Raw genomic sequence first — 25,129 nt, 5'->3', positions numbered from 1 at the left:
CGTTTGGCGACGTGGCGCACTACTTCTCCGAGGAGCCGGGGGCGGCGAGCAGGCCGGGGTCGGTCGATCTCGTCCTGCCCGACCTGCATCTGCGGCTGGAGACCGACAGCGGCGTGTTCTCGCCGGAACGGGTCGACGTCGGCACGCGCGTGCTGCTGGAGAGCGTGCCGCCGCCGCCCCAGGAGGGCGACCTGCTCGACCTGGGCTGCGGCTACGGGCCGATCGCGCTCACCATGGCCTCCCGGGCGCCTGAGGCGAGCGTGTGGGCCGTGGACGTGAACCGGCGCAGCCTGGAGCTGACCGAGCGGAACGCCAAGGCCGCCCGCCTTTACAAAGTAAGATCCGTGCACGCCGACGAGATGCCGGACGACGTGCGGTTCCGGGCCATCTGGTCCAACCCCGCGATCCGCATCGGCAAGCCGGCCCTGCACGAGATGCTCACCAGGTGGCTGAGCCGGCTGACGCCCGACGGCGTGGCCTACCTGGTCGTCCAGAAACACCTCGGCTCCGACTCCCTGCAGCGCTGGCTCGGCGAGCAGGGGTGGCAGGCCTCACGCGAGGCCAGCCGGGCCGCCTACCGGATACTGAAGGTGACCCGTTGAGAAGGCAACTGCGCCCCACCGACGTCAAGCGGCTCAACCGCACCTGGCGCAGGAACACCGGCAACCGCCTCGGCCTCATCGTCGAGTCGGTCACCGGCCCGTTCAACATCGGCTCGATCTTCCGCAGCGCCGCCGCGTTCGGCGTGGACGAGGTCTGGCTGGCGGGCAACGCCACCCCGCCCACCAACCCCAAGGCGGGCAAGACCGCGCTCGGCACCGAGCGCCTGGTCACCTGGCACGAGGCGGTGCCGGCCACCGAGGCGGTCAAGGCCGCCAGGGAAGCGGGCTACACCGTGCTGGCCATCGAGCTGACCGCGGAGGCGGTGCCGCTGCACCGGGCCGACCTCGGCCGCGACGTGTGCCTGGTGGTCGGCAGCGAGGACCACGGCTGCTCCCCCGCCCTGCTCGACGCCGTCGACGGCGCCTGTTACATCCCGCAGGTCGGGCGGGTCGGCTCGTTCAACGTGGCGGTCGCCGCGGCCATCGCGCTGGCCGAGGCGCGACGCCAGGAATGGCAGAATCTCCCCGATTCGTAACCTCACCGTTCATCAGGGAAGGGCATACTTCCGTACGTGCTGAGCCGCCGATTCCCCTTCCTCGACCATCCAGGGCCGCTGGCCTTCGCCCACCGCGGCGGAGCGGCGGAAGGCGCGGAGAACTCCGTCGCCGCCTTCGAGCGGGCGGTCGCGCTCGGCTACGCCTATCTGGAGACCGACGCGCACGCCACCGCCGACGGCGTGCTCGTGGCCTTCCACGACCACACGCTCGACCGCGTGACCGACGGGCGCGGCCGCATCTCCGAGCTGCCCTACCAGGCGGTCAGGAGAGCCCGCATCGGCGGGGTGCACGAGATCCCGCTGCTGGAGGACCTGCTCGGCACCTGGCCCGAGATCCGCTTCAACATCGACGTCAAGGAGTCGGCCGCCATCGCCCCGCTGGCCGAGGCGATCAGGCGGACCGGCGCCTACGACCGGATCTGCCTGACCTCGTTCTCCGACGAGCGCCTGGTGCTGGCCAGGGCGGCGCTCGGCCGGGAGGTGTGCTCGGCCCTCGGCCCGCGCGGCGTGGCCGCGCTGCGGGCCGCCGCGGCCACCTCCGGCTACGGCCGCCTGCTGACCCGCCTGTCGCGCGCCGGGGTGCCCTGCGCGCAGGTGCCGGTGGGCTTCCGCGGGCTGCGGGTCACCACCCGGCGCCTGATCAGCACGGCGCACGCCATCGGCATGCAGGTGCACGTGTGGACCGTCAACGACACCGCCCGCATGGAGCACCTGCTCGACCTGGGCGTGGACGGCCTCATGACCGACAACGTCACCGGCCTGCGCGGCGTGCTCGAACGGCGCGGCCAGTGGCATCCCGGCAGCATGGCCGCCTGAGAGAGTCCCCTTCCCCCCGGCCCCCGGCCGCCCGTACAGGAGTCACACGACATCATGCCCGTACCCGCACCCCCCGCGGACCTCGACGACTCCCCGGCGGCGCGCCGGCGTGAGCAGCGCGGCTGGTACCTCTACGACTGGGCCAACTCCGCCTTCTACACCACGATCATCTCGGTCTTCCTCGGCCCCTACCTGATCCCCGTCGCCAAGACCGCCGCCTGCGCCAAGGACTTCGCCGGCGTCGCCACCGCCACCTGCGTCGACACGTTCGACCGGCTGGCGGCGGACAACCCCGGGCTCGGGTACGTCGACGTGCTCGGCGCCGACATCCGCCCGGCCGCGTACTTCGGGCTCATCACCACGGTCGCGGTGTTCCTGCAGATCGTGTTCCTGCCGATCGTGGGCGCGCTGGCCGACCACACCGGCCGCAAGCGGGAGATGCTCGGCGTCTTCGCCTACCTCGGGGCGCTGGCCGCGATGTCGCTGTTCTTCGTCGAGGGCGACCGCTACCTGCTGGGCGGGGTGCTGTTCATCCTGGCCAACGTGGCCTACGGCGCCTCCGTCGTCGTCTACGACTCGTTCCTGCCGCAGATCTCCACCCCGGAGGAGCGCGACCGGGTGTCGTCGCGCGGCTGGGCGATCGGCTATCTGGGCGGCGGCCTGCTGCTGGCGCTCAACCTGGTGCTCTTCCTGCAGCACGAGAGCCTCGGCCTGACCCAGGGCATGGCGGTGCGGATCTGCATGATGTCGGCGGGCCTGTGGTGGGCCACGTTCACGATCTTCCCGCTGCTGCGGCTGCGCAACCGGCCGGTGCCCGCGCACGAGAGCACGGCCCTGCGCTCGGTCGGCGGCAGCTTCCGCCAGCTCGGCCGTACGCTGTCGGAGCTGCGCCGCTATCCGCTGACGCTGCTGTTCCTGGTCGCGTACCTGGTCTACAACGACGGCGTGCAGACGGTCATCGGCAACAGCGCCGCCTTCGCCTCCGAGGCGCTCAAGCTGGACCAGACCGTGCAGATCACGGCGATCCTCATGGTGCAGTTCGTGGCGTTCTTCGGGGCGCTGCTGCTCGGGTGGCTGGCGCGCGGCATCGGGACGAAGCGGACAGTGCTGGCCAGCCTCGTGGTGTGGACGGCGATCGTGGCGATGGCCATGTTCGTGGCCGAGGGGCAGGCGCTGCAGTTCTACCTGATGGCGTTCGCGATCGCGATCGTGCTGGGCGGCACGCAGGCACTGTCGCGCTCGCTGTTCTCCCAGGTGATCCCGAAGGGGCGGGAGGCGGAGTACTTCAGCCTGCTGCAGATCAGCGACAAGGGGTCGGCGTTCATCGGCTCGCTCACGATCACGATCACGCTGCAGCTCACCAACAGTTACCGCATCGCCATCCTGTCGATGGTCGTCTTCTTCGTGCTCGGGTTCGTGCTGCTGGCCATGACGAACCTGCCCAAGGCGATCCGCGCGGCGGGCAACGAGGTGCCCGGACGGATCTGACCTGGTGTCCCGGGCCGGCTGAGCCGCGTCCCGGGTGCACGGCCGGCCTCAGCCGGGCGGGCATCGGGCGGGCACTGTCGGGCGGGCACTGTCGGTCTGGGCTCAGTCGGCGGCTTCGGCGGCTTCGGCGGCGACTCCTGCGGACAGGAGCATCGTGCCCGGCCCCTGAGCCGCACCTGGGCCGCGTACGGCCGTCACCGTGTCCGCCGTGGCCGCGCCCCCGCAGTGCGGGCACGTGACGACGGGCGTGAACTGCGCGCCGCAGTCGTGCACCAGCAGCGCGGGCGGCCCACCGGGCGGCGTGGACCACTGATCGCCCCAGGCCATCAGCGTCAACAGCGCGGGCACCACGTCGCGGCCGGCCCGCGACAGCACGTACTCGTGGCGCGGCGGGCGCTCCTGGTAGCGCCGCTTCTCCACCACCCCCGCCGCCACCAGGTGCTCCAGGCGGCGGGTGAGCAGGTTGCGCGAGATCCCCAGGTCCTGCGCCAGGTCGTCGAACCTGCACAGGCCGAGGAACAGGTCACGCAGGATCAGCGGCGTCCACGGCTCGCCGACGACGCCGACGGCCTGGGCGATGGAGCAGTGCATCTCACCGAACCTGTTCATGACCCCAGGATAGTGGGTTGATAAAGTGAACCCATGACAGTTCACATTCAGGACTCACCAGCGCTGGCGTACCGGCGGGCCGGCGAGGAGCACGACCTCGACGCCCTGGCGGCCACACTCGCCGCCGACGTCGTCTTCCACTCCCCGCTCAGCGGGCGGGCCGCGTTCCAGGGCAGGGAGCAGGTGAACCAGCTGTTCTCCGTCGTCCTGGACGCCATCTCCGACCTCCGTTACCAGAGCGACGTCGGCGACGAGCACACGCGGGCGGTGACGGCCACCGCGCGGATCGGGCGCATGGAGATGCACGAGACGGCCGTGCTGCGGTTCGGCGAGGAGGGCCTGATCGAGGAGCTCACCCTGTGGATCCGGCCGCTGCCCGCGCTCACCGCGATGATGGCCGCGCTCGGCCCGGGCCTGGCCAGAGCGGCCGGCCGTCCCGGCCTGGCACTGCTGGTAGGAGCCGCGGTCAAGCCGCTGGCCGCGATCACCCGCCTCGGGGACCGGACCCTGGTCCCGCTCCTGACGCCACCGAAATAAGGACAGCTCTCCAGAACGAGAGCACCGCTCTTGACAGCGGCTCTCCCTTGACGAGAGCATTGCTCTCATAACAGAGCGACGCACCTTCAAGGGAGCACCGATGACCACCCCTCGGCTGACCGCCGCCGCCTACGCCACCGGCGGGCTGCTCTTCCTCCTCTATCCGGCGATCCGCCCCTCCGGCGACGACGCCGCCGCCATGGCCTCCACCGCGTGGGTGACCGGGCACGCCACCGCGATGGTCGGGTTCATCCTGCTCGGGCTGGGCGCGCTCGGGCTGCACCAGGTGCTCGGCGACCGGCTGTCGCTGCGGGCCACGGTGGTGACGTGGATCGGGGCGGGCCTGACGCTGCCGTACTACGGGGCCGAGGACTTCGGGCTCAACGTCATCGCCCGGCGCTCCCTGCGCGACGGAGCGCCGGCGCTGATGGAACTGGCCGAGGAGTTCAGGTACGGGCCCGTCGCGGTCACGATGTTCGCCGGCGGACTGGTGCTGCTCGGCGTCGGGACCGTCATGGCGGCGCTCGCCATCTGGCGCTCAGGCACGCTGCCGCGGTGGAGCGGCGTGCCGCTGGCGCTGGGGTTCGCCCTGTTCATCCCGCAGTTCTTCGGCCCGTACCCGCTGCGGGTCGCCCACGGGGCCCTCATTTTGGTCGGCGGGCTGTGGACGGCGGCCGCCCTGTGGCGGTCGGGTTCGCTCGCGGGCCGTCAGAGCGCCGTCGCCACCCGAACGTGAAGCACCCCGTCCGACCGTACTTCGGCCGTCCCGTGGCGGCCGGATTCGCTCGGGGCCGTCAGAGCGCTGACGTCACCCGGACGTGAAGCACGCCGTCCGGCCGTGGTTCGGCCGTCATGCCGGCGCGGGTGAGCGCGGTGACGTGGGCGCTCATCCGGGCCGGCATTCTTGTGTACGCGTCGGCGCAGGTGACGACATAAACGCCGTCGTCCCCGCCGGTGACGGTGACCTCGTGCCGCTCGCCCGCCGCCCCGGGGCCGTCCGCGCGGCGTAGCACGGCCCGGATGCGCTCGGCGTCGCGGTCCCGCTCTGACGTCAGAGGACGACCGCCGGCGCCGATCCCGTACGCGGGCTCGTACCGCATCGGTGTGCCCGGATGCTGCGCCTGGAAGTGCGGCGCCTCCAGACGGCCGGCCTCGTCGGCGGCATCGCCACCGGCCGCGTACGGGTCAGCCCCGTAACGGTCAGCCGCATAACGGTCTGCCGGGTGACGGCCGGTCGTGTCGTGGGCGTCCGTGTCACGGCCGGTCGCGTGACTGGCGGCCGCACGACGATCGGCCGCCGTACGATCGGCGCCGCCGGGCCGGGCACGGTACATCGGGTCACCTCATCTCCGTCTTCAAGCCGCCCCGCTGCCCCATCCGGTCGAGCCGAAACCTCAGCCGGGACCAGGGCGTGAAACGGTCGCCCGAACCCGGAAATCACAACCCGCACCTGGGACGAGAACGTGGGCCCGGCGGCCGGAAATGCCCGATCAATCCCGAGCAGGTCCGGACTTGTCACCTTTCGGGACGACTAGCGTGGCTCTGTCCGGTCAGCGGATGAGTGCAGAGGTCCAGCAGAGGGCTTCGTCTCGCGACACATTCGAGGCGCGCCCCCGGACGGACCTTCCGGGCCGGGCGGCACGCCGCACAGGCAGGGACACGACACACCATGGCCGCCCAGAACCGCGCGTTCGAGCACATGACCGCAGAAGAACTCCTCGACGAGATGCACCGGCCGGACGTCGGCGCCCGGCGGCGGGCCCAGGTCCGCGAACGCCTGGTGGAGATGCACCAGTGGCTGGTCTCCGAAGTCACCCGCCGCTACTCCGACCGCGGCGAGCCGATCGACGACCTGCGCCAGGCCGCCTACCTCGGTCTGGTCAAGGCCATCAACGGCTTCGACCCCGACCTCGGCCACGAGTTCCGCGGGTACGCGGCGGTCACCGTGGCGGGCGAGGTCAAGCGGCACTTCCGGGACCGTACGTGGGCCGTCCGGGTGCCGCGCCTGTTCCAGGAGCGCCGCTCCGAGCTCAAGCACGCCACCGCCGACCTGACCCAGGAACTGGGCCGGACGCCGACCGCGGCCGACCTGGCCACCAGGATGGGGCTGACGCAGGAGGAGGTGCTGCGCAGCATGGACGCCTCGGCCGCGTACAGCACCCTGTCCCTGGACGCCCCGACCGGCGACGACTCCGGCGGCGGACGGGCCTGCTTGGGCGACCTCATCCCCGACCGCGACACCACGCTGGACACCATGATCGACGCACAGTCCGTCCGGCCCCTCGTCGCGGCCCTGCCGGCCCGCGAGAGACACATCCTGCTGCTGCGCTTCTACGGCAACCTGACCCAGGCCGAGATCGCCGAGGAGTTCGGCATCTCCCAGATGCACGTGTCCCGGATCCTGCGCGCCGTCCTGACCCGGCTGCGCGAATCCCTCAACACCGCCGACACCCGCCCATCCCCCACCACCCGCACCGCCGCCTGACCACACCCCCACATCCCGCACCTCCACCTCACTCCCCGCATCTCCAGCACCGCCGCCCGACCACACCCCCGCCTCCCGCAGCGGCCGCCTCACCCGCCTTACCTGATCGCCCGCCGAGCGGGCCGCCGATCGACCTCTTGTGATAACTTGTCCAGCGCCGTGAGCCAGTGCGAACCGAGGAGGTGAGTCCCATCAACGCTGTGACATGCCGGGCCTCCCTCTCTCCCACGGCCTAGGGAGAGCCCGCGGGCATCCCGAAAGGCTTTCCACGTTCATGCGCATCATCTCCGAGACGTCGTCCGACGGCGTCCGCGAACAGCTCTTCACCCTCGGCGACATCCCCGGCGTGCTCTGGACGCCCGACGGCGCCACCGGCATCCGCCCGCTCATCGTCATGGGACACGGCGGCGGCCAGCACAAGAAGGCCCCCGGCATCCTGACCCGCGCGCACCGCTTCGTCCGCGAGTGCGGCTTCGCGGTGGTCGCGGCCGACGTCCCCGGCCACGGCGACCGGCCGGTGGACCCCGAATACGACCGCATCAACACCGAGAACCAGGCACGGGTGGCGGCCGGCGAGGACCTGGCCGCGCTGATCGCCGAGTTCCAGGCAGTCGTGGCCCGTCAGACCGTACCGGAGTGGCAGGCGGTGCTGGACGCGGTCCAGAGCCTGGAACACGTCGGCACCGGCCCGGCCGGCTACTGGGGCGTGTCACTCGGCTGCGGCCTCGGCGTACCGTTCGTGGCCGCCGAACCCCGGATCCGCGCAGCCGTCCTGGGCCTCGGCGGAGCCGCCGCCTCAGCCGAACCCGCCGCGCGGATCACCGTCCCCGTCGAGTTCCTGATGCAGTGGGACGACGAACGGGTGCCACGGACCCAGGGCCTGGCCCTGTTCGACGCCCTCGGCTCAGCCGAGAAGACCCTGCACGCCAACCCGGGCAAACACGCGGACATCCTGCCCGCGTACGAACTGGACAGCACGGTGCACTTCTTCACCCGCCACCTGACCTAACCCCGGCCCGGGTTACCGGCAGGCGTTCTGGCGTTTCCTGAGCACCTGCCGGGCCCGCCCAGGCGAGATCCACGGACCGAACCCCAGGCCAAGCGGCGCAGGCTTCAACCCATCGAAGCGGCTTCAACCGCGGTCCGGTTCGTGTAGTGACTGCTGTGATGGTGACCGCCGCCACCCCTACGCCCTATGACTGCCTCAAGCCGAGGACTCGGAGCCGGATCCAGCCGAGTTGTTCCGGCAGCAGGGGCAGTCGCTCGGGCATCCGCAGGCCGTCTCGCCCGGCTTGGCGACCGGGACGACGAGCATGGGCTCAGCTCCTGGAACCGGTCGTACATAAGGCTGTCCTGAGGACGGGTCGTGTCCGATCCCCTGCAAGATGTGTCCGGTGCCTTGGGGAAAGCAGAACATCTCGTGGGGTCCGGCGCGATACCAGTCCTTGCCCTCCGGGGGCTGTGTGGCGAAGACATCATCGAAGTCCGCACCGGTCTCTCCCATCAGCATGTAGGAGATCCCGATACGGTCGATCGTCGGCGTCTTGCCCTGCATGACCTCTTTGACGAACTGCATCCAGGTCGGGTCGAGGCACATGGGGCCGGGAGCCGGCTGACCGGGAGGAGTCGGCATGCAGATCCAGTCGGGCGACCCTTCCCTGAGGACTGTCTTCATGTCCGAGTCCAGAACCGTCGCCGTCTCCGCGATGAAGCGCGGGGCGGCACTGAGCGCATCCCGGATCTTCTCTTCCCTCGTAGGCTCTCCGCGTTCTGACACGATCATTCTCCTCACAACGCGTATGCGGCTCGAACTCGAAGGCAAGGTCGTCAACGCCTTGGTCGAAGTTTCGTGTCGGTACGCCCCGACATGGACCGTATGTTCCCCGGCACGGACGGTATATCCCACCGTGCGAAATCCGCGCATTGTGCGATGTCACAAAGAGGGCATCGCATGCATTTCGTCGGCTCGCGGGGCTATCGGCCTGCCCGGGAGGAGTCGGGTTGGAGGTAGACGGCGGTGCTGATGGGGACGCGTTCCCTGATGTGCTGCTCCGTCCTGCTCAGCGCCTCGGCGACCGCGTCCCCCTCCGGCCGGCCGGCCATGGTGACGCGGGCGGCCACCAGCAGGTTCTCCGGCCCGAGGTGCAGGGTCCGCAGCTGGGTGAAGTCGTCGATCGACGGGTCATCGCGGAGGATGTCCTCCAGCGTGCGCTGGATCTCGGGCGCCGCCGCCTCGCCGATGATCATGCTCTTGGTCTCCCTGGCGAGGGTGATCGCCACCACGATCAGGAGCAGGCCGATGGCGACCGAACCGAGTCCGTCGAAGACGGTGTTGCCGGTCAGCAGGGCCAGCGTGACGCCGGTGAGGGCGAAGGCCAGCCCGATCAGTGCGGCGGCGTCCTCCAGCAGCACGACGGGCAGCTCGGGCGCCTTGGCCTCGCGGATGTAGCGGGCCCAGGAGCGGCCGCGACGGACCCGGCCGGCGTTGCGGACGGCGGTGCGCAGCGACAGGCCCTCCATGACGATCGCGCCCGCCAGCACTCCCACGGCCCAGGGCCAGCTCTCCAGGGGATGTGGATGGGTGATCTTCTCGTAGCCCTCGTACAGGGCGAACAGGCCGCCGCCGAAGAAGAGCATCACCGAGACGAGGAAGGCGTAGAAGTAACGCTCGCCCCCGTAGCCGAACGGGTGCGCCGGGCTGGGCCCGCGGGCCGAGCGCGTACGGCCGAGCAGGAGCAGCCCCTGGTTGCCCGAGTCGGCGACGGAGTGGATGCCCTCGGCGAGCATGGACGAGGAGCCGGTGAAGAAGAACGCGACGAACTTCGTCACCGCCACCCCGACGTTCGCCGCCAGCGCCGCCAGCGTCGCCTGCTGAGAACCGCCACCACTCACTCCGTCCCCCTTCCGTGCGGCCTCCCCCGTACCCGGGCCTGACGGGACGGAACCTGGCGGCCGGGGCGCCGTGCGGCGGGCGGGGTGGGGCCGGGCGCGTGAGATGCTGCTTTCGTGACCAGGACTGAGCATGCCGAGCCGGCTCCGCGCCGCCGGCGGGGCCGTCCGGGCTACGACCAGCAGGCGATCCTGCGTGCCGCGGTCGAGCTGTTCAACCGCCGCGGCTACGACGCCACCAGCATGGGCGACCTGGCCAAGGAGCTGGGGCTGACCAAGGCGGCCATCTATCATCACGTCACGAGCAAGGAGCAGCTGCTCGGCCAGGCGCTGGACGACGCCCTCGACGAGCTGACCGCCGTCGTCACCGAGGCGTCACGGGAGCAGGCCGGGGTCAGCGCGTACCAGCGGCTGCGCGAGGTGCTGCGGCGCAGCGTGGAGGTGCTGGTGGCGCACCAGCCGTCCGTCACGCTGCTGCTGCGGGTGCGCGGCAACAGCGAGATCGAGCTGGCGGCTCTGGAACGGCGGCGCTGGCTGGACGACCGGCTGGCCGCGCTCGTGGCCGACGCCGTGGCGGAGGGCGCGCTGCGTGACACTGTGCCGCCGGGGCTGGTGAGCCGGCTGCTGTTCGGCATGGTCAACTCGCTGGTCGAGTGGTATCGGCCGGACGGCGCGTACGATCTGGCGCTGGTCGCCGACGCGATCACCGCCATCGCCTTCGACGGCCTGGCCAAGCACGAGGTTTGAGGCGGCTCACGACCGGATGCCCGCCGGACTGGTCGGGGGCCTCGTCGGTACGGGTACCGAACCGGTCGGGGGCGCTCGTCTTCACGGCTCTTGCGTTGGCGGTGGTTCAGGAACTTTACGGCTTTTGCGCTGGCGGCGGTCCAGGAACGCTGTCATGCGGGCCCGCTTCTCCCCCGTCTCGAACAGTACGGCCTGCGCCACGTCGTCCACGAACGGATGCGCCTCCCTGGGCGCGTGGAAGACGGACTTCATCAGCCTGGTCGCCAGCGGCGCCTGCGCGGTGACGCGGTCGGCGAGACGGTGGCCGGCGGCGAGCAGGTCGGCGGGGTCGACGATCTCGTTGAGCAGCCGGACGGCGTGCGCCTCGGCGGCGGTCAGCACCCGGCCCGCGAGCAGGATCTCCTTGGCCAGCGGCTCCCCCACGAGCGCGGCCAGCCGCCACGCGGCCCCGGCCGCGGCGATGATGCCGAGGCCCGTCTCCGGGTTGCCGATCCGGGTGCGCGGCGTGCCGATGCGGAAGTCGCAGGCGTAGGCGAGCTCGGCGCCGCCGCCCAGGGCGTACCCGTCGAGCAGGCCGATGACCGGCATCGGCAGCCGGTGGACCCGTTCGAAGATCTTGGAGTTGATGCCGCGCAGCGCGTCGTCGCGGCCGCGTTCGCGGAGCTGGGCGATGTCCGCGCCGGCCGCGAAGGTGCCGCCCTCGCCGATGAGCAGGACGACCTTCGGATCGTCCTCGACGGCGGCGCACGCCTCGTGCAGCGCGGCGACGAGCTCGCGGTCGATGGCGTTGCGGACCTCGGGCCGGTTGAGCCGCCACACGACCCGGTCCTCACCCTCCTCGACGAGCAGGCCGGACGGCGGGACGGCGGAGTGTTCGGGCACGTGGCGGCTCCTGTGGTCGGTCGAGGCCGGTCGGTGGTCGGTGTCCGGAATGGTGGCCGGTATCGGATCGGTAAGGGGCGCGGGTGAGGGGTGCGGGGCTCAGGCGTCGTAGTCGACGGTCACGTGCTCGCCCGCCGGGTACGTCTGGCAGGTCAGCACGAACCCGGCGGCCACCTCGGCCGGTTCGAGCGCGTAGTTGCGGCGCATGTCCACCTCGCCGGACCGCACCACCGCGCGGCACGTCCCGCAGACGCCGCCCTTGCAGGCGAACGGCAGGTCGGCGCGGGTGGCCTGGGCGGCGTCGAGGATCGGCGTCTCGCGGGAGACGGTCGAGGTGGTCCGCAGCCCGTCGAGTACGGTCGTCAGCTCCGTGGTGGCCCCGGCCGGGATCCCGCCTCCGGTCCGTCTCGGCGGGGGCGGCGGCGCGTCGGCGTAGAACAGCTCGACGTGGACGCGTCCGGCGGGCACGCCCAGCTCGGCGAGCACCGTACGGGCCTCCTCGATCATGCGCAGCGGCCCGCACAGCCAGACGTGGTCGAACACCTCGACGGGCACGAGGGTCGTGAGCAGGCGGCGCAGCCGGTCGCGGTCGAGCCGGCCGGACAACAGCTCGACGTCGCGCGGCTCGCGCGAGAGCGTGTGCACGACCTGGAGCCGGGGCCCGTAGCGGTTCTTCAGGTCGCCGAGCTCCTCGGCGAACATGACGGTACGGCTGGTGCGGTTGCCGTACAGGAGGGAGACCTGCGCGGCGGGGTGGGTGAGCACGGTCGCGGCGACCGACAGCATGGGGGTGATGCCGGAGCCGGCGGCGACGCACAGGTGCCGCTCGCCCGTGCCGGGGTCGGCCCGCCAGGAGCCGGTGGGCGGCTGGACGTCGATCCGGGTGCCCGGCCGCACCTCGCGGACGAGCCAGGAGGAGAACAGCCCGCCGGGGATCTCGCGGACGCCGATGCGCGGCGCGGCGCCGGCGGGAGCGCAGATCGAGTAGGAGCGGCGGTGTTCCCGTCCGTCGATCACGCGGCGCAGGGTGAGGGACTGGCCGGCGCTGAAGGCGTACGCGTCGCGCAGCTCGGCGGGGACGTCGAACGTGATCGCGGCGGCGTCCTCGCACAGGCGGTCCACCGCCGACACGGCCAGCGGGTGGAAGACGGCGGCCCGGGAACGGGCCGGGCCTGGCGCGAGCGTGGTCATGCTCAGATCTCCTTGACGTGCTCGAACGGTTCGAGGCAGCCGGTGCAGCGGTAGAGGGCCTTGCAGGCGGTGGCGCCGAACTCGGAGGTGAGCCGGGTGGCCGCCGAGCCGCAACGCGGGCAGGGCGGCGCGGTCCGCGGCGGGCCGAGGGTGAGCGGGACCGGCCCCGTGCTCCGCCTGGGGGCCGGGCCGGGCGCCGACAGGCCGGCGGCGCGCAGGGCGGCGCGGCCGCGTTCGGAGATCCAGTCGCTGGACCACGGCGGGTCGAGCACGACCCGCACCTCGACCCGGCCGAACCCGGCGTCGTTGAGGCGATGCACGAGGTCGTCGCGCATGGTCGCCATGGCGGGGCAGCCGGTGTAGGTCGGCGTGATCGAGGCCACGACGACCGCCGCGCCGCTCTCGTCCCGTACCATCTCGACGCCGCGCAGGACGCCGAGGTCGGCGAGGGTGAGCATGGGCATCTCGGGATCGCGCACCTGCCCCGCGACCTCCCTGGCGGCCTGTACGGCGTTCTGATCGGCGCCCGTCCCGGCCGGCCCGGCGGGGCCGTGAGCGGCGGGGCCGTGGGTGGTGTTCACCAGCGTCCGCTCGGGTGGGCGCGGGCGACCACCTGCATCTCGGCGAGCAGCCGGCTCAGGGCCTCGGTGTGCAGGCCGTCGCGGCCCGCGCGCCCGCCGACGCCGGCCAGCGGGGCCCGTTCTGGACGGGGTACGCCGCTCGTGGCGAGCACCTGGCCGAGGACGGCGTTCACCTCGCCGGGCAGGGACGAGGTGTCGGCGGCTGCACCGGCCTGGGCCAGGGAGCGTTCGAGAGGGTGGGTGGCGGTCAGCTCGGCCAGCAGCGGCCACAGCTCGTCCAGGGCGGCCAGGAGCCTGCGGTGCGACTCCTCGGTGCCGAGGGCGAGCGTGAGGAACCAGCGCCCGGCCCAGTCGCGGTGGTAGGCGACCTCCTTGACGCCTTTCGCGGCCACGGCGGCCAGCACGTGGTCCCGGCTGGCGCGCAGCCGTTCGAGCAGGGCGAGCCGGGCCGCCGAGAAGAGCAGCAGGCGGACGACGACGTGCGCGAAGTCGCCGTTGTCCACCTCGGCCAGCCGCACGTTGCGGAAGTCGCGGTCGTCGCGGAAGAAGGCCAGCGCGTCCTCCGGCGGCACCGGCGAGCCCTCGGGCAGGACGGGCACGACGCCCGGATCGGCGGCGGCAGCCCGCGCCAGCAGCAGCCGCGCCTGGCCGAGGAGGTCGAGCGCCATGTTGGCCAGCGCGATGTCCTCCTCCAGGTCGGGGGCGCGGCTGCACCACTCGGACAGGCGCTGCGACATGATCAGGGCGTCGTCGCCGAGCATGAGGCAGTACGCGGCCAGGCCGGCGGGGTCCACGCCGTCGGGTGTGCTGGTGTCGACGCCGGCCAGCGGGTCCTCGAAGTCGGTGCCGAAGGCCCACTGGGACGAGTCGCCGCCGAGCAGCCCGTCGAAGACGCTGCCGTGCTCGTCACTCACGGGTGCACCGGTCGTAGGGCCGCCGATTGCGGAATCGCCGGTCATGGGTCCGCCGGTCGCGAGCTCGCCGGTCACGGGCTCGCCGGTCGCGGGCCGGGCGCCCGCAGGTTCGTCGGTCACGGGCTCGTCGCTCACGGGTTGGTCGTTCATGGTGCGGTGGTCCGATCGGGTGAGGCTCACATGTGCGGGACGTCGCCGGGGATGTCGTAGAACGTCGGATGCCGGTAGACCTTGTCGCCGTTCGGCGCGAACAGCGGGTCCTTCTCGTCCGGGCTGGACGCGGCGATGGCGTCGGCCCGGACGACCCAGATGCTGACCCCCTCGTTGCGCCGGGTGTAGACGTCGCGGGCGTGCCGCAGGGCCATCGCGTCGTCCGGCGCGTGCAGCGATCCCACGTGCACGTGGTTGAGGCCGCGCTTGCCCCGGACGAACACCTCGTACAGCGGCCATTCCCGCCGGTCGGCGCTCATCGAACGTCCTCCGCGACGCGCTCGGCGAAGGCGGTGGCGGCCTCGCGTACCCAGGCCCCGTCCTCGTGCGCGGCCCGGCGGTGGGCCATCCGCTGCGCGTTGCACGGCCCGTCCCCGCGCAGGATCGCGGCGAACTCCTCCCAGTCGGGCTCGCCGAAGTCGTAGTGGCCGCGTTCCTCGTTCCAGCGCAGGCCAGGGTCGGGCAGCGTGACGCCGAGCGCCTCGGCCTGCGGGACGGTCATGTCCACGAACTTCTGCCGCAGCTCGTCGTTGGAGTTGCGCTTGATGCCCCACGCCATCGACCGGGCGCTGTTGGGCGACTGCGCGTCCGGCGGGCCGAACATCATCAGCACCGGCCACCAGAACCGGTCGACCGACTCCTGCACCATGGCGCGCTGGGCGTCGGTGCCGCGCATCATCGTCATCAGCAGCTCGTAGCCCTGCCGCTGGTGGAAGGACTCCTCCTTGCAGATGCGGATCATGGCGCGCCCGTACGGGCCGTAGGAGGTGCGGCAGAGCGGCACCTGGTTGCAGATCGCGGCCCCGTCCACCAGCCAGCCGATGGTCCCGACGTCGGCGTACGACAGCGCCGGATAGTTGAAGATCGAGGAGTATTTCTGCCGGCCGGAGAGCAACATGTCGGTCAGCTCGGCGCGGGAGACGCCCAGAGTCTCGCAGGCGGAGTACAGATAGAGCCCGTGCCCCGCCTCGTCCTGGACCTTGGCCAGCAGGATCGCCTTGCGGCGCAGGGACGGCGCGCGGCCGATCCAGTTGCCCTCGGGCTGCATGCCGATGATCTCGGAGTGGGCGTGCTGGGCGATCTGGCGGATGAGGGTCCTGCGGTAGGCGTCCGGCATCCAGTCCCGGGGCTCGATGCGGTCGTGGCGGCCGATGGTCGCGTCGAAACCGGCCTGCAGCCGGCTCTCCAGGGCCGGGTCCGCTGGGGTGGTCGTCATGTTACCTCCGAGACCCTCCGGCTCATTTACTTATCGCTCGGTCAGTAATAAGGTCGCACAGGGAGGGGTGCCCGCGCAACAGGTCACGCCCGGGGAGAGGAGACAGTGTGAGCACGCTGCTGGAGAGCTATGCCGCCGGACGGTGGTTCCGCCCGGCCGACGACGGGGAGCCGCTGCTCGACGCCGCCACGGGTGAGGAGGTCGCGCGCATCTCCAGCCGGGGGCTGGACGTCGCGGCGATGGTCCGCCACGCCCGCGCGACCGGCGGTCCCGCGCTGCGGTCCCTGACCTTCCACGAGCGGGCCGCGCTGCTCAAGGCCCTGGCCAAGTACCTGCTGGAGCACAAGGACGAGCTGTACGCCCTGTCGCTGCGCACCGGCGCCACCACCCGCGACACCGCCGTGGACGTCGACGGCGGCATCGGCACCCTGTTCAGCTACGCCAGCAAGGGCGTGCGCGAGCTGCCGAACGACACCGTCGTCCTGGACGGCGGGCTGGAGCGGCTGGGCAAGGGCGGCACGTTCGTCGGCCAGCACCTCTACGCCTCCAGGCCGGGCGTGGCCGTGCAGATCAACGCGTTCAACTTCCCCGTCTGGGGCATGCTGGAGAAGCTGGCCCCCGCCTTCCTGGCCGGGCTGCCCTCGATCGTCAAGCCGGCCAGCCAGACCGCCTACCTCACCGAGCGCGCCGTCCGGCTGATCGTCGCGTCGGGGATCCTGCCCGAGGGCACGCTCCAGCTCGTCGCGGGCAGCGCGGGCGGCCTGCTCGACGAGCTGACCGTGCAGGACTCCGTGGCCTTCACCGGCTCGGCCCACACCGCCGGCATCCTGCGCCGCCATCCGAACGTGCTGGACGGCGGCGTCGTGCTCGGCGTCGAGGCCGACTCGCTCAACTGCTCCGTCCTCGGCCCCGACGTGCGTCCTGGCGATCCCGAGTTCGACCTGTTCGTCAAGGGTGTCGTCACCGAGATGACGGTCAAGGCGGGACAGAAGTGCACCGCCATCCGCCGCGTGCTCGTACCGTCGTCGCTCGCGGGCGAGGTGGTGGAGGCGCTGGCCGCGCGCCTGGCGAAGGTGAGCGTGGGCGACCCGCGCAACCCGGACGTGCGCATGGGCGCGCTGGCCGGCCTCGGGCAACGCGAGGAGGTGCGCAAGGCCGTCGAGGCGCTGCGTGCGAGCTCCGACGTGGTGGTCGGCGACCCCGCCGGCGCTCCCCTGCTGGACGGGGACGCGACCAGGGGCGCGTTCATGACCCCGCTGGTGCTGCGGGCCCGGCCCGGCGCCACCGAGCCGCACGACGTCGAGCCGTTCGGCCCGGTCAGCACCGTGCTCCCCTACGACGGCCTGGACGAGGCCGTCGCGCTGGCCGCGCGGGGCCGGGGCAGCCTGGTCGCCTCCGTCGTCACCCATGACCCGGAGGTCGCCAGGGCCGTCGTGCTCGGGCTCGCGCCGTGGCACGGCCGGGTGCTCGTCCTCGACCGGGACGACGCCAAGGAGTCCACCGGGCACGGCTCGCCCCTGCCCGTCCTCGTGCACGGCGGCCCCGGGCGGGCCGGCGGTGGTGAGGAACTGGGCGGGATCCGCGGGGTGCTGCACCACATGCAGCGCACCGCCGTACAGGCCTCGCCCGACCTGCTCACCGCGGTCACCGGACGCTGGACGACCGGCGCCGCCCGCGCCGACACGGGCGTGCACCCCTTCCGCAAGTCACTGGCCGAGCTGCGGATCGGCGACACGATCGCCTCCGAGCCGCGCACGGTCTCGCTCGCCGACATCGAGCACTTCGCCGAGTTCACCGGCGACACCTTCTACGCCCACACCGACGCGGCGGCGGCCGCGCGCAACCCGCTGTTCGGCGGCATCGTCGCGCACGGCTACCTGGTCGTCTCGCTGGCCGCCGGCCTCTTCGTGGACCCGGCGCCCGGGCCCGTGCTGGCGAACTTCGGCGTGGACGCGCTGCGCTTCCTCACCCCCGTCAAGGCGGGCGACGCCATCGCCGTGACGCTGACGGTCAAGCAGATCACGCCGCGCAGCGGGGCCGACTACGGCGAGGTCCGCTGGGACGCCGTGGTGAGCAATCAGGAGGGCCAGCCGGTCGCCACGTACGACGTCCTCACCCTGGTGGCCAAGACGTGGGAGGAGGACACGCGGTGAACGGGCCCGCGCCGCCCGCCGAGCGGTCCGGCGAGGGCTGGCCGGGGCGTGCCGCCGCGCCGCTGGACGAGGTGGACCGGGCGATCATCGCCGAGCTGCTGCGTGACGGCCGCATGTCGGTGCGGACGCTGGCCGAGCACGTGCACATCTCCCGGGCCAGCGCGTACGCCCGCCTGACCAGGCTCATCGACGACGGCGTGATCACCGGCTTCACCGCCGAGATCGCGCCGGCGAAGGCGGGCCTGGGCACCAGCGCGTACGTCTCGGTGACCATCGAGCAGAACTCCTGGCGGCAGGTGTCGGCGCGGCTGCGCGAGATCGCCTACGTGGAGCACTTCGCCATGGTCGGCGGCGACTACGACATCCTGGTGCTGGTCAGGACGCCGGACAACGCGGCGCTGCGGCACATGGTGCTGGAACGCATCCAGGACATCCCGGGTGTGCGCGCCACCCGGACCTGGCTCGTGTTCGACGAGGCCCGGGGCCGGGGCGCGGAATGGGGCAAGGGCCCGGGGTGAGCCGGGAGACACGTCGGAGCGAGCATCGGGAGGGCCTGGGGCGAGCACGGCAAAACGTCCGGCGTTCTCCCGGCCGGCCTGCTATTGGATCGACATTTGGCCCGCAATAAACCCACTTGAGGCCATTTGTCGCCCATTGCGCCTGATGTCTTGAACAGATGGCGCGTGACGCGGACGCTTCTCTTGTCAAACGTCCAGCGAAAGCGAGCGTCGCCATGTCCCATCGTCAGGTGGCCGACGGTCTTCTCCCCGAGCCCGTCCCCGTACGCTTCGTCGCCGAGGACGGCACCGCCGCCCCGCCCGCCGGCTACCAGGGCGACCACCCGGCCGGCTATGGGGCGCCCGCGGACGACCTGCTCGTGGAGGCCTACCGCCACATGGTCCTGGGCCGCCGCTTCGATCGCCAGGCGACCGCGCTGACCAAGCAGGGCCGGCTCGCCGTCTACCCGTCCAGCAGGGGGCAGGAGGCCTGCCAGATCGCCGGCGTCCTCGCACTGCGCGCGGACGACTGGCTGTTCCCCACCTACCGCGACTGCGTGGCCCTGGTCGCCCGCGGCCTCGACCCCGTCGAGGTGCTCACGCTGCTGCGCGGCGACTGGCACTGCGGCTACGACCCCGCGGCCACTCGCGTCGCGCCCCAGTGCACGCCGCTGGCCACCCAGACGATCCACGCGGTCGGCATGGCGGAGGCGCTGCGGCGCAGGGGCGAGGACGCGGTCGCGATGGCCTTCGTCGGCGACGGCGGCACCAGCGAGGGCGACTTCCACGAGGCGCTCAACTACGCGGCCGTCTTGCGCTCCCCCGTCGTGTTCTTCGTGCAGAACAACAAGTACGCCATCTCGGTGCCGCTGGCCCGGCAGAGCGCCGCCCCCGCGCTCGCCTACAAGGGCGTCGGGTACGGGATCCGCTCCGAGCAGGTGGACGGCAACGACCTCGTCGCGGTCCTGTCCGTGCTGACCGAGGCGGTCCGGCATGCCCGCGAGGGCGGCGGGCCGTTCCTGGTCGAGGCGCACACGTACCGGATCGAGTCGCACACCAACGCCGACGACGCCACCCGCTACCGCGACGCCGGGGAGGTCGCGCGGTGGGAGGCGGCCGACCCCCTGGCCCGGCTGGAGACCTACCTGCGCGGCCGGGGGCTGCTCGACACGGCCGGCGTCGAGGCGGCGCACGAGGCCGCCGAGGAGTACGCGGCCCGCGTCCGCGACCGGATGAACGCGGAGCCGGAGACGGACCCGTTCGAGCTGTTCGACCACGTCTTCGCCGCCCCGACGCCGCAGCTGCGCGAGCAGCGCGCGCTGCTCGCGGCCGAGCTGAGCGCCCCGGAGGAGTGACATGACCGCCATGTCCGATTCGATGTCCGAATCGATGTCCGCACCGCCTGCGACGACGCCCGGTCCGAAGCCGAGGCCCGAGCCGTCGCGATCGACGCCGACGCGGCAGCCGAGGCCGGAGCCTGTGGCGAAGGCGAAGGCGAAGTCGAAGTCGAAGCCGGAGCCGTCGGCGCCTGTCCCCGCGTCGATGTCGATGGCGCAGGCGTTGAACGCCGCCCTGCGGGACGCGCTGCGCGAGGACGAGCGGGTGCTCGTCTTCGGCGAGGACGTCGGCCCGCTGGGCGGGGTGTTCCGCGTCACCGACGGGCTGACCAGGGAGTTCGGTGAGGAACGGTGCTTCGACACGCCGCTCGCCGAGTCCGGGATCGTGGGACTGGCCGTGGGCATGGCGATGGGCGGGTTCCGTCCGGTGGTCGAGATGCAGTTCGACGCCTTCGCCTACCCGGCGTTCGAGCAGATCGTCTCGCACGTGGCCAAGACCCGTAACCGCACCCGCGGCCTGCTGTCGCTGCCCATGGTGATCCGCATCCCGTTCGCGGGCGGAATCGGCGGGGTCGAGCACCACTGCGACTCCAGCGAGGCGTACTACGCCCACACCCCCGGGCTGAAGGTCGTCACCCCCGCCACCGTCGAGGACGCGTACTGGCTGCTGCGCGACGCCATCGCCGACCCCGACCCGGTGATCTTCATGGAGCCGAAGCGGCTCTACTGGGCCAAGGAGGAGTTCACGCCCGGTGAGCGGCGCGCTCCCGGGTTCGGGCGGGCGGCCGTGCGGCGCGCGGGTGGCGACGCCACGCTCGTCGCCTACGGCCCCGGCGTGCCGGTGGCGTTGCAGGCCGCCGAGGCGGCGGCCGCGGAGGGCCGGTCCCTGGAGGTGGTGGATCTGCGGACGATCGTCCCGTTCGACGACGAGAGCGTCATGGCCTCCGTACGCAGGACCGGGCGGTGCGTGGTGGTCCAGGAGGCGCAGGGGTTCGCCGGAGTGGGCGCCGAGATCGCGGCCCGTGTCCAGGAGCGCTGCTTCCACTCCCTGGCCGCGCCCGTGCTGCGCGTCACGGGGTTCGACATCCCGTACCCGCCGCCGAAGCTTGAGCACGCGCACCTGCCGGACGTCGACCGGATCCTGGACGCGGTGGACCGGCTGCAGTTCGACGACCGGCCGGACGTGCTGCACCTGAGCGGAGGGGCGGCGTCATGACGGCCACGGCCGCGCGGCAGGTGTTCCGCCTGCCGGACCTCGGCGAAGGGCTGACCGAGGCCGAGATCTTGGAGTGGAAGGTCTCCGTCGGGGACACGGTCGAGGTCGACCAGATCGTGGTGGAGGTCGAGACCGCGAAGGCCGCGGTGGAGGTGCCGGTCCCGTACGCGGGCACCGTGCTGGCGCTGCACGCCGCTCCCGGCGCCGTCCTGTCGGTGGGCCTCCCCCTCATCGAGATCGGCCCGCCCGGAACCCCCACGGGGGCCGGCGACCGGCCGGAAGCGGGCTCAGGGGCGGCGGCGCAGTACCGGGAGGAGGAGCGCGCGGGCTCCGGCAACGTCCTGATCGGCTACGGCACCGGCCACACCCCCGCCACCCGGCGCCGCCGTGCCTCCCGCTCGATGACCGGCCGTCCCAGGGTCGAGCAGCTCACCCCCGAGCGCCCCAGGGGAGGCCGTCTCGTGGGGGACCGTCCCTCAGGGGGTGAGCATCGCGCAGGCCCTGGTGGCGCGACAGAGGAGGTCTCCGCGGTCGGGTCGCAGGCGCCGCGGGTGATCTCCCCGCTGGTCCGCCGGATGGCCCGCGACCACGGCATCGACCTGGCCGACGTCACCCCCACCGGCCCGCACGCCGTGATCCTGCGACGCGACGTCGAACAGGCCATCGCCGACCAGGACGTCGGTGACCGGATCGTCGGAGACCAGACCGTCGGTGACCAGACCGTCGCCGAACAGGCGATCCCCACGCACGGCATCGCCGCGCGGACGAGCCGGCCCGCCTCCGCCCCCGCTCCCGTCCTCGACGCGGACCCTGACGACGTCCAGGGCTTCCGGGCAAGGGGGCTGGTGGACGAGCGCGTCCCGCTGCGCGGCCTGCGCCGGGCCGTGGCCGAGAAGCTGAGCCGCAGCCGCGCCGAGATCCCCGACGCCACGACCTGGGTGGACGTGGACGCCACCGACCTGCTGGCGGCCAGGGACGCCCTCAGGCGCTCCCGTCCCGACCTCGGCATCGGCCTGCTGGCCCTGCTGGCACGCATCTGCGTGGACGGTCTGCGCCGCTTCCCCGAGCTGAACTCGTCGGTGGACACGGACCGTTCCGAGATCGTCCGGTACGGCCACGTCAACCTCGGCTTCGCCGCCCAGACCGAACGCGGCCTCGTCGTGCCGGTGATCCGCGACGCCCACCTGCTGACCACCGCCGGGCTCGCCGCCGAACTGACCAGGCTGACCGCCCTGGCCCGGGCGGGCAGGCTCTCTCCGCAGGCGCTGACCGGCGGCACCTTCACGCTCAACAACTACGGCGTCTTCGGCGTGGACGGCTCCACCCCGATCATCAACCACCCCGAGGCGGCACTGCTGGGCGTGGGCCGCATCATCGACCGGCCCTGGGTGAGCGGCGGGGTCGTCACCGCCCGCAAGATCACCCAGCTCTCCTTCACCTTCGACCACCGGGTCTGCGACGGCGGCACCGCCGGCGGCTTCCTCCGCCACGTGGCCGACTGCGTGGAGAACCCGGCGATCCTCCTGGCCGACCTCTGACCCGCACGCGCGATCGGCCCGCGCCGGACGTCCGATCCGCGCGGGCGTCGGCGTCAGACCCGCGCGGACGTCGGCGTCCGACCTGCGGAGCGGTGCGCGGAGGGCTCGGCAAAGGTTCGCGAGCCCTCCGTTTACCCGAACCAGGCCGGGTAGCCGGAAGGCATGACTGTCACCAGGTTCCAAGATCTGCCTCTGGCCGACCGTGACCGTGAGTGGGACGGTGACGCGGCCGACAAGCGGGTGCGCGCCTGGGCGGACGCCGAGGACGAGCCGGACGCCGCGTACCGGGACGCGCACATCTGGTACGACGGCGACAAGCCCGGGAACTTCGGCAGTTACAAGCTGCTGATCGCCGACGTCGTCGGAGGCCGGCTGAAGGCGGTGCCACGTGCCGTCATGGCCGCCGGCAACATCATGCAGGGCGCCCGCGGCGGCATCGACCTACCGGCGGACGAGGTGGACCGCGTCAAAAGCCATTTGGCCCGGTACTACCAGAAAATGGGCGACAGTCCGCCGTGGGCGCGCTGATCGCGGGGAAAAGCCGCGGACCGGACATGAAACCCCAGGCCGCGGCCTTGATCGACGATCATGTGAAGAACCGAGGCGCCAAGCGCGATTGGATCACCCCGCGGGTGGGAATCCCATCACGGTACCAAGCGTTAGACACCGTGGGAGACAGACCCCCCACGCAAGGGGGCCCTGTAGGAGGCATTTAGACATGGGCGAGCGCGCACTTCGTGGCACCCGGCTCGGGGCAACCAGCTACGAGAACGACCGTAACACGGATCTGGCCCCGCGCCAGGAGGTGTCCTACACCTGTCCGAAGGGCCATCATTTCGAGGTTCCGCTTGCCGCAGAGGCCGAGATTCCCGCGACTTGGGAATGCCGCATGTGCGGTGCGACCGCGGTCCGCATGGACGGCGAGCAGCCGGAGTCCAAGAAGACCAAGCCCCCGCGGACACACTGGGACATGCTCCTGGAGCGGCGGTCCATCGAGGATCTTGAAGAGGTGCTCAACGAGCGGCTTGCTGTGCTGCGGGCGCAGCGTCGCAAGAGCGCCTGACCTACTCTCACGGTGAAACCCCCGGGCCGACCGCCCGGGGGTTTCGTCTTGCCCGGAAAACCCGGCTCCCTCCCTATGGGAGCGGACGGGGCGCGACGGGAGGTCACCGGGGTTCCGGGGCGAGACAACTGCCGGCCTCGTGCACCTGCTCCGCCGGCGGGGGCACGACGGTGACGTCACTTCCCCAGCCGGTGAAGTCGATCTCGGTCACGGAGGTCCTGGGCATGCCCTCTTCGGCCGCCGGCATGGCCTCCTCAAGGCGGAGCCGGCGGGGAAGCCCGTCCGGCCCGGCCCACAACCGCCATGAGACCTCCACCGAGCGGAACCGCTCGCGCAGCACCTCGAGGGTGGCGGGGTCGACGCCCGGGGCGGGCCCGCTGAACTCGCTCTGCGCGGCGCTCCCCGCGTGCACGACCGTGCCGACCCCGTCGATGACCTCTCCGGGAGAGGGAGCGGGGGCCGTGAGCTTCCGCAGCACCTCGGGCGACAGGATCGCCCGCAGGTCGAGTGATCCGACGGCGCGCTCCAGCGTTCCGCAGCCGCTGCCGCTGTGGTGCAGCCAGGTCTTGCCGGCCGGAACGTCCCTCCGATCGGCCCGATGCTCGTAGGTGCCGGAGCCGTCGATCGAGATGACCCTGGTCGTCATCGACGAGAGATCGTCCGGGACGAGTTTCAGCTCGCCGGGAACGTTGGTGCGGTGAAAGGTCGTGGTCAGGTCGGAGGCGTCCGCGCCGAGCCGCATGACCCCGGTGGTCCGGCTCTCGTCGTATTCGCCGATGTCGACCGGCACGACGAGGTCGTCCTCCCCCGGAGGGGTGGGCATCGCCGCACCGTAATCCAGGCGGACCAGCTTGGCGATCCGCACTCCCGCCGAGTCCTCCGCCTGCCGGGCCACCGCCTCGGCGGATGGCGGAGCCGCCTGCCCCCCGCACCCTGCAGTCAGGATGATCACGAGCACGATCGATGAGAGACCCCGTGAACGCACGCGATGATCATAAGGGCCCGCAGGCCCCCTCAGGACGCGGAGTCGCGGTCCTCGCGGATCACCTCACCGTGCACCACCCGGCCGCCCTGCGGCGCACCGGCCCGCGCGTCCCTGCCCTCGTCCGCGTACGGCCCCGCGTCCTGCCCGGGGAAGCCGGCGGACGGCGCGAAGAGGCCCGCGTACGGCGAGGAGGCCGCCATCTTCTTGATCCGGCGCTCGAAGAAGTACGCGCCCAGGCGGCGCATCATCGGCCGGGTGAACGGGATCAGGCACAGGAAGCCGAACACGTCGAGGAAGAACCCCGGCGTCAGCAGCAGCGTGCCGCCCACCAGGATGATGCCGCCGTCGGCCAGTTCGCGGTCGGGCATGCGGCCGGACTTGATCGCGTCCTGCAGCACCCGCCAGGCCCGGCGTCCCTCGCGGCGGACCAGCCAGGCGCCGAGGAGGCTGTCGGCGATGAGCAGGGCGATGGTGGCGGGCCCGCCGATCACCGACCCGATCTGGATCAGCAGCCAGATCTCCAGGACCGGGACGACCAGGAAGGCCAGGAAGAGCAGCAGCCGCATCGTTTCCTCGATTCCGCACACGCGCGCCTTACAGCAGACACAACGCCCGG

At 72.0% G+C, this 25,129-nt stretch carries 28 protein-coding genes; 16 read left to right on the top strand and 12 right to left on the bottom strand.

The genetic code is table 11. The features are described 5' to 3' along the window. Positions 1-11 precede the first annotated feature (11 nt). The 4 genes from B0I32_RS11765 to B0I32_RS11750 are packed head-to-tail and all read left to right on the top strand — an operon-like array spanning position 12 to position 3,463. On the top strand, positions 12-602 hold the full coding sequence (locus tag B0I32_RS11765; RefSeq protein ID WP_106237723.1) for a class I SAM-dependent methyltransferase: 591 nt from the start codon (positions 12-14) through the stop codon (positions 600-602). Next, the gene (locus B0I32_RS11760) at positions 599-1,138 is read left to right on the top strand and encodes a TrmH family RNA methyltransferase (protein ID WP_106237720.1); all 540 of its coding nucleotides are present in this window, start codon (positions 599-601) and stop codon (positions 1,136-1,138) included. Before B0I32_RS11765 ends, B0I32_RS11760 begins: the two co-directional genes overlap by 4 nt. A 39-nt stretch (positions 1,139-1,177) precedes the next feature. Beyond that, positions 1,178-1,975: a glycerophosphodiester phosphodiesterase family protein gene (locus B0I32_RS11755; RefSeq protein WP_181307323.1), complete on the top strand. Its 798-nt coding sequence runs from the start codon at positions 1,178-1,180 to the stop codon at positions 1,973-1,975. 54 nt (positions 1,976-2,029) lie between these two features. Continuing rightward, on the top strand, positions 2,030-3,463 hold the full coding sequence (locus B0I32_RS11750) for an MFS transporter (protein ID WP_106237715.1): 1,434 nt from the start codon (positions 2,030-2,032) through the stop codon (positions 3,461-3,463). A gap of 102 nt (positions 3,464-3,565) precedes the next feature. Here B0I32_RS11750 and B0I32_RS11745 read toward each other — a convergent pair whose 3' ends face one another. Then, the gene (locus B0I32_RS11745; RefSeq protein ID WP_219911734.1) at positions 3,566-4,072 is read right to left on the bottom strand and encodes a winged helix-turn-helix transcriptional regulator; all 507 of its coding nucleotides are present in this window, start codon (positions 4,070-4,072) and stop codon (positions 3,566-3,568) included. Between the two features lie 33 nt (positions 4,073-4,105). Here B0I32_RS11745 and B0I32_RS11740 point away from each other — a divergent pair, with 33 nt between their 5' ends. Both B0I32_RS11740 and B0I32_RS11735 read left to right on the top strand, forming a co-directional pair. Then, positions 4,106-4,609, top strand: coding sequence for a nuclear transport factor 2 family protein (locus B0I32_RS11740; RefSeq protein ID WP_106237711.1), 504 nt, complete (start codon positions 4,106-4,108; stop codon positions 4,607-4,609). A gap of 100 nt (positions 4,610-4,709) precedes the next feature. Continuing rightward, the gene (locus tag B0I32_RS11735; protein WP_106237709.1) at positions 4,710-5,345 is read left to right on the top strand and encodes a hypothetical protein; all 636 of its coding nucleotides are present in this window, start codon (positions 4,710-4,712) and stop codon (positions 5,343-5,345) included. A gap of 58 nt (positions 5,346-5,403) precedes the next feature. On the opposite strand, the gene B0I32_RS11730 is transcribed toward B0I32_RS11735, so the two are convergent. Continuing rightward, positions 5,404-5,943 carry a hypothetical protein gene (locus tag B0I32_RS11730; RefSeq protein ID WP_106237707.1) on the bottom strand — a complete coding sequence of 180 codons (540 nt, stop codon included), beginning with the start codon at positions 5,941-5,943 and terminating at the stop codon, positions 5,404-5,406. Positions 5,944-6,278: 335 nt separating this feature from the next. Between B0I32_RS11730 and B0I32_RS11725 the strand changes: the two genes are divergently transcribed. Beyond that, complete coding sequence (locus B0I32_RS11725; protein ID WP_106237705.1) at positions 6,279-7,094, top strand: SigB/SigF/SigG family RNA polymerase sigma factor; 816 nt, start codon at positions 6,279-6,281, stop codon at positions 7,092-7,094. Between the two features lie 274 nt (positions 7,095-7,368). Then, entirely contained in the window at positions 7,369-8,103 is a 735-nt protein-coding gene (locus tag B0I32_RS11720) for a dienelactone hydrolase family protein (RefSeq protein ID WP_106237703.1), read from the top strand. Positions 8,104-8,298: 195 nt separating this feature from the next. Here B0I32_RS11720 and B0I32_RS11715 read toward each other — a convergent pair whose 3' ends face one another. Next, complete coding sequence (locus B0I32_RS11715) at positions 8,299-8,871, bottom strand: hypothetical protein (RefSeq protein WP_146178127.1); 573 nt, start codon at positions 8,869-8,871, stop codon at positions 8,299-8,301. Positions 8,872-9,068: 197 nt separating this feature from the next. Further along, complete coding sequence (locus B0I32_RS11710) at positions 9,069-9,986, bottom strand: cation diffusion facilitator family transporter (RefSeq protein ID WP_106237698.1); 918 nt, start codon at positions 9,984-9,986, stop codon at positions 9,069-9,071. A gap of 114 nt (positions 9,987-10,100) precedes the next feature. On the opposite strand from B0I32_RS11710, the gene B0I32_RS11705 reads away from it, so the two are divergent. Further along, the gene (locus B0I32_RS11705; RefSeq protein ID WP_106237696.1) at positions 10,101-10,730 is read left to right on the top strand and encodes a TetR/AcrR family transcriptional regulator; all 630 of its coding nucleotides are present in this window, start codon (positions 10,101-10,103) and stop codon (positions 10,728-10,730) included. Between the two features lie 81 nt (positions 10,731-10,811). On the opposite strand, the gene B0I32_RS11700 is transcribed toward B0I32_RS11705, so the two are convergent. From B0I32_RS11700 to paaA, 6 genes are all read right to left on the bottom strand, one after another. After that, positions 10,812-11,612 carry an enoyl-CoA hydratase/isomerase family protein gene (locus B0I32_RS11700; protein ID WP_106237694.1) on the bottom strand — a complete coding sequence of 267 codons (801 nt, stop codon included), beginning with the start codon at positions 11,610-11,612 and terminating at the stop codon, positions 10,812-10,814. A gap of 99 nt (positions 11,613-11,711) precedes the next feature. Continuing rightward, positions 11,712-12,803 (bottom strand): 1,2-phenylacetyl-CoA epoxidase subunit PaaE, encoded by a 1,092-nt coding sequence (paaE, locus tag B0I32_RS11695; RefSeq protein ID WP_106237692.1) that lies wholly within the window; start codon positions 12,801-12,803, stop codon positions 11,712-11,714. Positions 12,804-12,805: 2 nt separating this feature from the next. Then, a complete protein-coding gene (paaD, locus tag B0I32_RS11690; RefSeq protein ID WP_358357233.1) occupies positions 12,806-13,384 on the bottom strand; it encodes a 1,2-phenylacetyl-CoA epoxidase subunit PaaD in 579 nt (192 codons plus the stop codon). Continuing rightward, the gene (gene paaC, locus B0I32_RS11685; protein ID WP_425438091.1) at positions 13,381-14,448 is read right to left on the bottom strand and encodes a 1,2-phenylacetyl-CoA epoxidase subunit PaaC; all 1,068 of its coding nucleotides are present in this window, start codon (positions 14,446-14,448) and stop codon (positions 13,381-13,383) included. Before paaC ends, paaD begins: the two co-directional genes overlap by 4 nt. A gap of 26 nt (positions 14,449-14,474) precedes the next feature. Continuing rightward, positions 14,475-14,768 carry a 1,2-phenylacetyl-CoA epoxidase subunit PaaB gene (gene paaB, locus B0I32_RS11680; protein ID WP_106237689.1) on the bottom strand — a complete coding sequence of 98 codons (294 nt, stop codon included), beginning with the start codon at positions 14,766-14,768 and terminating at the stop codon, positions 14,475-14,477. Beyond that, positions 14,765-15,724: a 1,2-phenylacetyl-CoA epoxidase subunit PaaA gene (paaA, locus tag B0I32_RS11675; RefSeq protein WP_106237686.1), complete on the bottom strand. Its 960-nt coding sequence runs from the start codon at positions 15,722-15,724 to the stop codon at positions 14,765-14,767. Before paaA ends, paaB begins: the two co-directional genes overlap by 4 nt. Positions 15,725-15,831: 107 nt before the next feature. Between paaA and paaZ the strand changes: the two genes are divergently transcribed. From paaZ to B0I32_RS11640, 7 genes are all read left to right on the top strand, one after another. Further along, on the top strand, positions 15,832-17,877 hold the full coding sequence (paaZ, locus tag B0I32_RS11670) for a phenylacetic acid degradation bifunctional protein PaaZ (protein WP_106237684.1): 2,046 nt from the start codon (positions 15,832-15,834) through the stop codon (positions 17,875-17,877). Then, the gene (locus B0I32_RS11665) at positions 17,874-18,395 is read left to right on the top strand and encodes an Lrp/AsnC family transcriptional regulator (protein ID WP_393265876.1); all 522 of its coding nucleotides are present in this window, start codon (positions 17,874-17,876) and stop codon (positions 18,393-18,395) included. Before paaZ ends, B0I32_RS11665 begins: the two co-directional genes overlap by 4 nt. Positions 18,396-18,610: 215 nt before the next feature. Beyond that, positions 18,611-19,729, top strand: coding sequence for a pyruvate dehydrogenase (acetyl-transferring) E1 component subunit alpha (gene pdhA / locus B0I32_RS11660; RefSeq protein WP_106237680.1), 1,119 nt, complete (start codon positions 18,611-18,613; stop codon positions 19,727-19,729). 187 nt (positions 19,730-19,916) lie between these two features. Next, positions 19,917-20,927: an alpha-ketoacid dehydrogenase subunit beta gene (locus tag B0I32_RS11655; protein ID WP_106238259.1), complete on the top strand. Its 1,011-nt coding sequence runs from the start codon at positions 19,917-19,919 to the stop codon at positions 20,925-20,927. After that, on the top strand, positions 20,924-22,465 hold the full coding sequence (locus B0I32_RS11650; RefSeq protein ID WP_106237677.1) for a dihydrolipoamide acetyltransferase family protein: 1,542 nt from the start codon (positions 20,924-20,926) through the stop codon (positions 22,463-22,465). The genes B0I32_RS11655 and B0I32_RS11650 overlap by 4 nt, the downstream gene beginning before the upstream one ends. Before the next feature lie 162 nt (positions 22,466-22,627). Next, the gene (locus B0I32_RS11645) at positions 22,628-22,993 is read left to right on the top strand and encodes a hypothetical protein (protein WP_106237676.1); all 366 of its coding nucleotides are present in this window, start codon (positions 22,628-22,630) and stop codon (positions 22,991-22,993) included. Positions 22,994-23,183: 190 nt separating this feature from the next. Continuing rightward, on the top strand, positions 23,184-23,528 hold the full coding sequence (locus B0I32_RS11640; RefSeq protein ID WP_106237674.1) for an RNA polymerase-binding protein RbpA: 345 nt from the start codon (positions 23,184-23,186) through the stop codon (positions 23,526-23,528). 103 nt (positions 23,529-23,631) lie between these two features. On the opposite strand, the gene B0I32_RS11635 is transcribed toward B0I32_RS11640, so the two are convergent. Beyond that, positions 23,632-24,513: a hypothetical protein gene (locus B0I32_RS11635; RefSeq protein ID WP_146178126.1), complete on the bottom strand. Its 882-nt coding sequence runs from the start codon at positions 24,511-24,513 to the stop codon at positions 23,632-23,634. Positions 24,514-24,542: 29 nt separating this feature from the next. Next, a complete protein-coding gene (locus tag B0I32_RS11630; protein WP_106237669.1) occupies positions 24,543-25,079 on the bottom strand; it encodes an FxsA family protein in 537 nt (178 codons plus the stop codon). Positions 25,080-25,129: the final 50 nt, after the last annotated feature.

The organism is Nonomuraea fuscirosea (genome assembly GCF_003001935.1).
Taxonomy (GTDB): Bacteria; Actinomycetota; Actinomycetes; order Streptosporangiales; family Streptosporangiaceae; genus Nonomuraea; species Nonomuraea fuscirosea.
Note: the sequence above shows the minus strand (reverse complement) of the source record. Positions and strands in the feature narration are given on the sequence as shown.

What these genes read in the sequence shown, in the direction of transcription:
- B0I32_RS11655 (WP_106238259.1), top strand. Translation starts at nt 19,917, where the DNA reads ATGTCGATGGCGCAGGCGTTGAACGCCGCCCTGCGGGACGCGCTGCGC.
- B0I32_RS11725 (WP_106237705.1), top strand. Translation starts at nt 6,279, where the DNA reads ATGGCCGCCCAGAACCGCGCGTTCGAGCACATGACCGCAGAAGAACTC.
- paaC (WP_425438091.1), bottom strand. Translation starts at nt 14,448, where the DNA reads ATGAACGACCAACCCGTGAGCGACGAGCCCGTGACCGACGAACCTGCG.
- paaE (WP_106237692.1), bottom strand. Translation starts at nt 12,803, where the DNA reads ATGACCACGCTCGCGCCAGGCCCGGCCCGTTCCCGGGCCGCCGTCTTC.
- B0I32_RS11640 (WP_106237674.1), top strand. Translation starts at nt 23,184, where the DNA reads ATGGGCGAGCGCGCACTTCGTGGCACCCGGCTCGGGGCAACCAGCTAC.
- B0I32_RS11630 (WP_106237669.1), bottom strand. Translation starts at nt 25,079, where the DNA reads ATGCGGCTGCTGCTCTTCCTGGCCTTCCTGGTCGTCCCGGTCCTGGAG.
- B0I32_RS11745 (WP_219911734.1), bottom strand. Translation starts at nt 4,072, where the DNA reads ATGAACAGGTTCGGTGAGATGCACTGCTCCATCGCCCAGGCCGTCGGC.
- paaA (WP_106237686.1), bottom strand. Translation starts at nt 15,724, where the DNA reads ATGACGACCACCCCAGCGGACCCGGCCCTGGAGAGCCGGCTGCAGGCC.
- B0I32_RS11645 (WP_106237676.1), top strand. Translation starts at nt 22,628, where the DNA reads ATGACTGTCACCAGGTTCCAAGATCTGCCTCTGGCCGACCGTGACCGT.
- B0I32_RS11730 (WP_106237707.1), bottom strand. Translation starts at nt 5,943, where the DNA reads ATGTACCGTGCCCGGCCCGGCGGCGCCGATCGTACGGCGGCCGATCGT.
- paaB (WP_106237689.1), bottom strand. Translation starts at nt 14,768, where the DNA reads ATGAGCGCCGACCGGCGGGAATGGCCGCTGTACGAGGTGTTCGTCCGG.
- B0I32_RS11720 (WP_106237703.1), top strand. Translation starts at nt 7,369, where the DNA reads ATGCGCATCATCTCCGAGACGTCGTCCGACGGCGTCCGCGAACAGCTC.
- B0I32_RS11740 (WP_106237711.1), top strand. Translation starts at nt 4,106, where the DNA reads ATGACAGTTCACATTCAGGACTCACCAGCGCTGGCGTACCGGCGGGCC.
- B0I32_RS11750 (WP_106237715.1), top strand. Translation starts at nt 2,030, where the DNA reads ATGCCCGTACCCGCACCCCCCGCGGACCTCGACGACTCCCCGGCGGCG.
- B0I32_RS11650 (WP_106237677.1), top strand. Translation starts at nt 20,924, where the DNA reads ATGACGGCCACGGCCGCGCGGCAGGTGTTCCGCCTGCCGGACCTCGGC.
- B0I32_RS11735 (WP_106237709.1), top strand. Translation starts at nt 4,710, where the DNA reads ATGACCACCCCTCGGCTGACCGCCGCCGCCTACGCCACCGGCGGGCTG.
- pdhA (WP_106237680.1), top strand. Translation starts at nt 18,611, where the DNA reads ATGTCCCATCGTCAGGTGGCCGACGGTCTTCTCCCCGAGCCCGTCCCC.